The sequence below is a fragment of the Thermogemmatispora sp. genome, assembly GCF_019683755.1.
Lineage (GTDB): Bacteria > Chloroflexota > Ktedonobacteria > Ktedonobacterales > Ktedonobacteraceae > Thermogemmatispora.
Genome location: NZ_JADGHT010000268.1, coordinates 1 through 6,579, shown reverse-complemented (window position 1 = coordinate 6,579; position 6,579 = coordinate 1). Strand labels below are relative to the sequence as shown.

General features: G+C 57.7%; 6 protein-coding genes. 4 read left to right on the top strand and 2 right to left on the bottom strand.

Annotated features, from left to right (window positions below):
• Positions 1-639, top strand: a 639-nt coding sequence (locus tag IRZ24_RS15225; RefSeq protein ID WP_297165733.1) for a molybdopterin dinucleotide binding domain-containing protein, incomplete at its 5' end; no start/stop codon positions are given.
• Here IRZ24_RS15225 and IRZ24_RS15220 read toward each other — a convergent pair.
• Positions 629-1,441 carry an RNA methyltransferase gene (locus IRZ24_RS15220; protein ID WP_297165731.1) on the bottom strand — a complete coding sequence of 271 codons (813 nt, stop codon included), beginning with the start codon at positions 1,439-1,441 and terminating at the stop codon, positions 629-631. The two genes, IRZ24_RS15225 and IRZ24_RS15220, sit on opposite strands and share 11 nt — an antisense overlap.
• Positions 1,442-1,735: 294 nt before the next feature.
• Here IRZ24_RS15220 and IRZ24_RS15215 point away from each other — a divergent pair, with 294 nt between their 5' ends.
• The 3 genes from IRZ24_RS15215 (at position 1,736) to IRZ24_RS15205 (ending at position 5,340) form a co-directional block, all read left to right on the top strand.
• Positions 1,736-3,724, top strand: coding sequence for an ATP-binding protein (locus IRZ24_RS15215; RefSeq protein ID WP_297165730.1), 1,989 nt, complete (start codon positions 1,736-1,738; stop codon positions 3,722-3,724).
• Positions 3,725-3,791: 67 nt separating this feature from the next.
• Complete coding sequence (locus IRZ24_RS15210; RefSeq protein WP_366914314.1) at positions 3,792-4,586, top strand: CehA/McbA family metallohydrolase; 795 nt, start codon at positions 3,792-3,794, stop codon at positions 4,584-4,586.
• 403 nt (positions 4,587-4,989) lie between these two features.
• Positions 4,990-5,340, top strand: a complete 351-nt coding sequence (locus IRZ24_RS15205) for a hypothetical protein (RefSeq protein WP_297165728.1) — start codon at positions 4,990-4,992, stop codon at positions 5,338-5,340.
• A gap of 249 nt (positions 5,341-5,589) precedes the next feature.
• On the opposite strand, the gene IRZ24_RS15200 is transcribed toward IRZ24_RS15205, so the two are convergent.
• On the bottom strand, positions 5,590-6,321 hold the full coding sequence (locus IRZ24_RS15200) for a PspA/IM30 family protein (RefSeq protein WP_297165726.1): 732 nt from the start codon (positions 6,319-6,321) through the stop codon (positions 5,590-5,592).
• Positions 6,322-6,579 lie beyond the last annotated feature (258 nt).

Here is a 6,579-nt window from a genome sequence, read left to right as displayed (position 1 = left end):
CACTCACCGCTCCTGGAGGGCATCACTCTCGAGCGGCTCCAGCGCGAAGGATGGGTTCCATTGGCCATACCCGAAGAGCGCCGCATTCCCTTCGCTGATGGGCGCTTTGGCACCCCTTCCGGTAAGGTTGAATTCTACTCGCAGCAAGCGGCAGAGCTAGGCTATGATCCCCTGCCTGACTGGGTACCTGATAGCGAATCTCCCTTCACCGCGAGCACGGCTGACCAGCGTGAACGCCTGGTCCTCGTCTCGCCGGGAGCGCACCACTTCATCAGCTCCAGTTTTGGCAATGTGACCACTTTACGTCGGAAAGAGGGCCGACCTAGTGTGCGCCTCCACCCAGAAGATGCGCGCGCGCGTGGCATTCAAGATGGTCAACTGGTACGCCTCTGGAACGAGCGGGGAAGTTGTCTCCTCTTTGCCGAGATAAGCACCGAGGTACGTCCCGGCGTATTGGCGGCGAGCTCGGTCTGGTGGCCACGCTTCAGCCCTGATGGACGCAATATCAACTGGTTAACTTCCGATCGCCTGGCAGACTTCAACGGCGGTAGCACGTTTCACACCACGTTTGTCCAGATTGAGCCTGTGACTACGGAGCCTCAGCCTATCAGCGCGACGCAAGAGACCGTCAGGAACTAAATCCGCGCGGTGAGCGAAGCTGATAAAAGATCTCATAGAGCACCAGGGCCGTGGCGACCGCCAGGTTAAGCGAATCGCTCCGGCCCACCATTGCGATGCTCACCAGAGCGTCGCAGCTGGCCTGCTGTTCGGGGGAAAGGCCTTCTCGCTCGCTACCCATTAGTAAGACCAGCGGAGGCGAATAACGCAGCGAGCGGTAGTCAGTAGGTGCAGCTCCAGAGGTGCCGACAACAAAACAACCTGTTCGCTCCTTCCAGCGGCAAAAATCGGCAAAACTGGCGCGAATAAGGATTTGGGAGAAGAGAGCGCCCATGCTAGCGCGGGCAGCACTGGGATCATAGGGATCAGCGCACTGATCAAGGAGGATCAGCCCCCGGGCACCAGCCGCATCAGCCGTACGCAGGATTGTCCCGATATTGCCCGGGTCCTGGGCGGCATGCAAGGCCACCCAGTAGTCACCAGGAGCAAGATGAAGTCTCTCCAGGTGCTGCCAGCGCTGACGTACGACGGCGGCCAGCCCCTGGGGCCCCTCTTTCTGTGAGAGACTGGCGAAGGCCGCCTCGCTGACCTCCAGAACAGGGATACCCGCTGCTTGAGCCTCTGCCACCAGCGAGCGTGCGAAGTCACTCCGCAGCAACGAGGGCGCCACCACCAGGGTCTCAATAGAGGCTCCCGTCTGGAGTGCCTCAGCTACCAGGCGAATGCCCTCAATGAAAAAGCAGCCGCTGCGCTCCCGCGCATGGCGTTGGCGAAGAGCACGGATCGCTTTCAGACGTGGATTAGCAGGACTGGCGATCTGCATAGGCGAATCTCTACCGCAAGCTAGCACATCAGCTGTTAGGGGGCCTTCCCTTCGCTCTGAGAGCGTTACCTCTCGGCCCGCTTATCATACTGCCTCTGCTTTACAAAGGCAAGTCACTTCAGACACCTCTCACGCAACGGCCAGAGAAGCCATTGCCGGCGATGGAGACGTCTGCAGGGAGCCTCTCAACTGGAATGAGAGCTGTATTTGTCAAAGGCTGCTGAGACTGTGCTATAATGAGCTTGACTCGCGGGTCTCGACTCGTCTTCAGGCATGAAGAGGGGAAAGCAGCGTGTGAAACAGCGATCAGCCAGGCAGCAGGAGAGCAGTCTAGAGCAGCAACAGCGCGAGCTGCTCCGCCATATTATTGATATAGGTGCTTCATTACGTCTAGGGATGGACACCGATACGCTCCTCCAGCGCGTATCGGAAGCTGCCTGTAAGGCGCTCCGTTTTCGATATTCTGCACTCTATCTCAGCAACGGGGCTGGTTTTTTTGAGGCGAGAGCTTCGGCGGGCCTCTCGCCGGAGCAGCATCGCTACCTGATTGAGCACCCACTGCCCGAAGAGGCGGTCAACAAGCTAATCTGTGAGCGCTATCGCATAGGGAACTCCTACTTTATTCCCAAGGGCGACCCCATTTGGCGTGATGCGACCCTCGCCAGCTTCTTCATCATCGTGGATGATCGCGTAGAGGCGGTGCCTCTAGATTCCACGCCCTTAAGTGAGCCAGACCTTGGCCCCGAATGGCACGTCGAAGACCTGCTGATCGTCCCTCTACGAGGAGCTGACAACTCGCTTCTGGGCTTCCTTACACCTGATTCGCCCCTGAATGGTCTGCGCCCAACGCAAGAGATCCTAGAACTGTTTGAACTCTTCGCCAACCAGGCAGCGATTGTCATCGAAGGCACGCGGCTCTATGAAGAACTGAAGCGGCACAGTGAAGAGCGGGCGGCCCTGGTCAAGATCGGTAGAGCGCTCTCGGCCCCCGAAGATCCTGGAGATCTGCAGAGCATCTACCAGACCATCTATGAACAAGTTGCGCCCATGATGCCCGTCGATGCCTTTTATATTGCCCGCTATGTGCGCACTGCCGAAGGCGAAAAGCTGGTCATGGAGTTCTTAATCGATGACGGGGTGAAGTATCCAGCGGTTGAGTTCGGCCTGATCTTGCCGCAGACCCATAACATTCTCTTTCACGAGCCTGTTGGTCGCCTTATCACGACCAGCCGCGAGTTTCTTGAATTCGCTGGCCTCACCAACGGTGAAGAGGGGACGAATCTCCTAGGCAGTAACCGACCGGCGGAGTCGATCCTGTTTGTGCCGCTCCGTTACGGAGAAAAGGTTCTGGGACTGCTCTCCGTGCAATCCTATCGCCCTCATGCCTATACACAGCGGCACTTAGAGCTTTTGAAAGAGATTGGCATTCAGGCCGCTATTGCTATGAATAATGCACAGCTCTATACAGAATTGCGCGAGGCCCTCAAGCAAGCGCAAGAATCGGAGCGCCTCAAGAATCACTTCCTCATGACCGCCTCACACGAGCTGCGCACGCCACTGACAGCCATCCAGGGCTACCTGGAACTTCTGGGGGATTTTGGGGAATCCCTTGATGAAGAGGCCAAAGCGCGCTTTATCAGCAACGCACGCCGCGCTTGTGAAGAGCTAGTCTTGCTGCTTGGCAATGTTATGGATGCCAGCCGCATTGATCAGGATCGTGTTCTGCTCAAAATGGAGCCGGTGCAAGTCATTCGCCCCGTCATGCTCATTCTGGAGATCCTGGAGCCGATCCTGGTGCGGGAGGAGCGGCGCATGCACATAGAGGTACCTGAGGATCTGCAGGTGTGGGCTGATGATCTGCGGCTGCGTCAGATTCTGCTCAACATCGTTGGCAATGCTCTCAAATACACGCCGGCGGGGTCGCCCGTAGCTATCAGTGCGCGACGTCTCAGCTGGGAAGAACTCTGTTGCCTCCCCTCGTTAGCAGATCAGCATCGCCCGGCCAAGCCGCCATCGGGGTTCTTCGCCCTGATGGCCGTGCGGGACTGGGGACCAGGGATCTCGCGAGCGGATCAGGCGCGCCTCTTTACCAGGTTCATGCGCCTACCCAACGCTCTCAACAGTATGCAGCGCGGTGCAGGGTTAGGGCTCTATCTCTGTCGTCAGCTAACCGAGGCGATGGGTGGCTCGATCTGGCTGGAGAGCGAGGGCATCCCTGGCGAAGGCTCGACCTTCTACATCGCGCTGCCGCTTTATTCTGAGGAACAGCATAACAAGGAGTGAGTTGTAGGTGACGAAGGAACTCTCATTTGCGACAGCCAATGATCACAAGACGAGCCCAGCCAGCACTATGGCTTTGATGACCGCTGCTGGATACAGTCGTGCAGATATTCACATGCATACAAACCTTGGTGATGGCTGGGCCAGCCCGGCTCAGGTCATCAAGGAAGCGCGGCGTCGTGGCCTGCGCCTCATTGCGATCACTGACCATGACCATCTAGAAGGGGCCTGGCGTGTGGCTGAGTTATTGGCCAAGGAGCAGGCCCTTGGCTCAGATGACCAGGAGGAAACAACGCCTCTAGAGCTGGTGATTGGCGTCGAGGTCACGACGCGCGATGGCCACCTACTCGGCCTATTCGTCGACAAGGCGCCCCGCGCTCAGCGGCCAGTGGAGGAGGCTATTGACGAGATCAAGGCCCAGGGGGGACTAGTCGTTGTGCCTCATCCGTTTGGGCGCCTGGTGCCTAGCCTGAGCCGGGCTAGAATCGAGGAATTGCTAAGCAAAGGCTACTGTATTGATGCCCTGGAGATGTACAATCCTTCGCCCGCCAATGCCTCGCAGCGCCATATGGTACGCCTGGCTAACCAGGAGTGGCAGCTTGGTGAGGTAGGTGGCAGCGATGCCCATTTCTGGCAGCACATAGGCGTCGCCTATACGCTTTTTCCCGGACAGACGGCGGAGGAACTCCGTCAAGCCATTCTGCAGCGGCGGGCCACACCTGGTGGCCAAGAGGTGCCTACTCCACGCTTGCCGTTGGGAGTTTATGTGGCTCAATGTGCCTGGAGCTGGCTGGTTGATCCTCCTCGGCGTGCCTGGCGCACGCGTCGCAATCACCAGAATCACCGCGGCGCTGTGGTGCGCTAAATGGTAACCTGACTTGTTGCTATCAAGACAGGCGGGACGTTGGCGAGGTGCTCGTAGGCACGCTCCCAGCCCGCCAGGCGACGAGCGGCTCACTGTTGTGTCGCTCATAGCGCTCAAGGAAGAGCGGCTAGCGCCCACCCTCTCCTTACTTAACTCAAGTGGCACGCTCGCTAGCCTTTTTTTGGAAGGAAGATGCTCTCCCCTTTCCCTGTGGTGCTGGTCTGCTCAGACCCTTGGTTTGCTCTCGCCTCACGCTCTCAACCAGGTGAGAGCCGACGGAAGAGCGCTGGCAGTTGCTCCTCTGGGAAAGATGAGTCACTCCCCAACTCGTTCAAGTAACATATAATAGAGGTTGATAAACGGCAAGCGGTAGCCGCTACCCTAGAAAGAGAGTAGGCCTTCCATGAACTTATACGAACAATTGCAAGTCATTCATGAGCGCCTGAATAGCATTGGGGCCCATGAGGATAGCATCGCTCTGGTAGAGAAGCTGCTCAAGCGTGCCGAACCCACCAAGTATGATCGGACCCAGGTCTCACAGATGCAGGTTCTAAGGCATATGCTGCGTATGCCTGATGTGATCGATAATTACGAGATTTATAACGACCTGCAGGAGCTGATAGGAGATCACTCCGAGGTTGAGCTGATGGCGCGCGAGGAAGCGGCTCCGCCAGCGTATGAGGATACGACGCGCCGGCCAAAGCCACGCTCTTACTACAAAGCGCGCAAGGCCAAAGAGAAGAAAGGCAGCTAAACCGCAGCGAGAAAACCGGTTCCTGCCTTGACCTTTGCTCTCCTCTTACGGGAGAGCAAGGGCTACCAGCCGGTCCGCGCTGGCAGCGGGAGCGGAAGAGGGAGCCAGCAGAGGGCATCAAAGGCCGAGGAGGTCCCTCTCGTTCTCTCTGGAGAAGACCGGGTCTCTAGCGGGGCGACGAGCGGCATGGCTAAGTCCTCAGCCAAAGGCTGGCGATGAGCGCTTACGGTTCCACGAGGGGAAGCTGGTCTAGCCTTCTGAGTTTGATTTATCGAGTAAAAGGCGCTGTTTCAGTAATTGAAGCTGGTGTTCTACTTGTTCTTCCTGGTCGAGGCGTGCCAGCTCATGATCAAGAGCATCCCCAGCGCCGGCCAGGAGTGGGGGAGAGCTGTCCACTACTCCCTGTTCAAGGAGGGAGTGCAGGGCACTTGCGCGCGCCTCTAGCATCACAATCTTTTCATGGGCGCGCTCCAGAGCGAGGCGCATTTCCGTGGTTTCCGTATTTAGCCCGGCGAGTGTCTCTTCAAGGCAGGCCTGGGCCTGAGCAGCGTTGTAGCGAGCCTTCAGAACCTCCTTGTGAGTGCGGAATGCCTCAACACGCATCCTCAGTTCCTGCTCCAACTCGATCAATTGCTCCTTCTGGGCCTGTATCTGTCCAAGCTGCTGCTCATAACGATTGAGCTGAGCAAGCAACTGCTCCCGACGTTGCAGGGCCAGGCGAGCCAGATCCTCGCGATTCGCCCGCAGCGCATAGAGAGCTTGCTGCTCATAGCGCTCGGCGCGCTGTTGTAGCTCTGTCTGCTGCAGCGCCAAACGCCTTTCGCTAGTGGCCACATCGGCAACGGCGCGGCGAAGCTGCTGAAGTTGCTCCATCTGTTTCTGATAAGCGTAATCGAGCACCTGCAGCGGGTCCTCTGCTTGCTCAAGGACCGCCTTAGTGCGGATGCGAAGCAGCAAAGCCAAACGTGAAAGCAGGCCCATGATTGCCTCCTTTTATGCTGCTTACTGATGCATATCCCTGGTGGCCCTGCTCACCGACCTCTGGCGCTCACAGTTTCCCTTGCTGTTGCCTTTTCTACCACCTGCCCGCCTCGCGGAGCGCCGTCGGCTGCCAAAGGCTTCATTTGTTGACATGATACCACAGGCAGAGCCGTTTGCTTCTATCAATCGGAAAAAATACGGCATATTCCCCCCTTGACATTTCCAGGAGAGGGGGATATAATAATTGCCGTCAAGAGT

Bases quoted from the DNA above. Each gene is read 5' to 3' on its own strand.
- IRZ24_RS15220 (WP_297165731.1), bottom strand. From the start codon at position 1,441: ATGCAGATCGCCAGTCCTGCTAATCCACGTCTGAAAGCGATCCGTGCT.
- IRZ24_RS15210 (WP_366914314.1), top strand. From the start codon at position 3,792: ATGGCTTTGATGACCGCTGCTGGATACAGTCGTGCAGATATTCACATG.
- IRZ24_RS15205 (WP_297165728.1), top strand. From the start codon at position 4,990: ATGAACTTATACGAACAATTGCAAGTCATTCATGAGCGCCTGAATAGC.
- IRZ24_RS15200 (WP_297165726.1), bottom strand. From the start codon at position 6,321: ATGGGCCTGCTTTCACGTTTGGCTTTGCTGCTTCGCATCCGCACTAAG.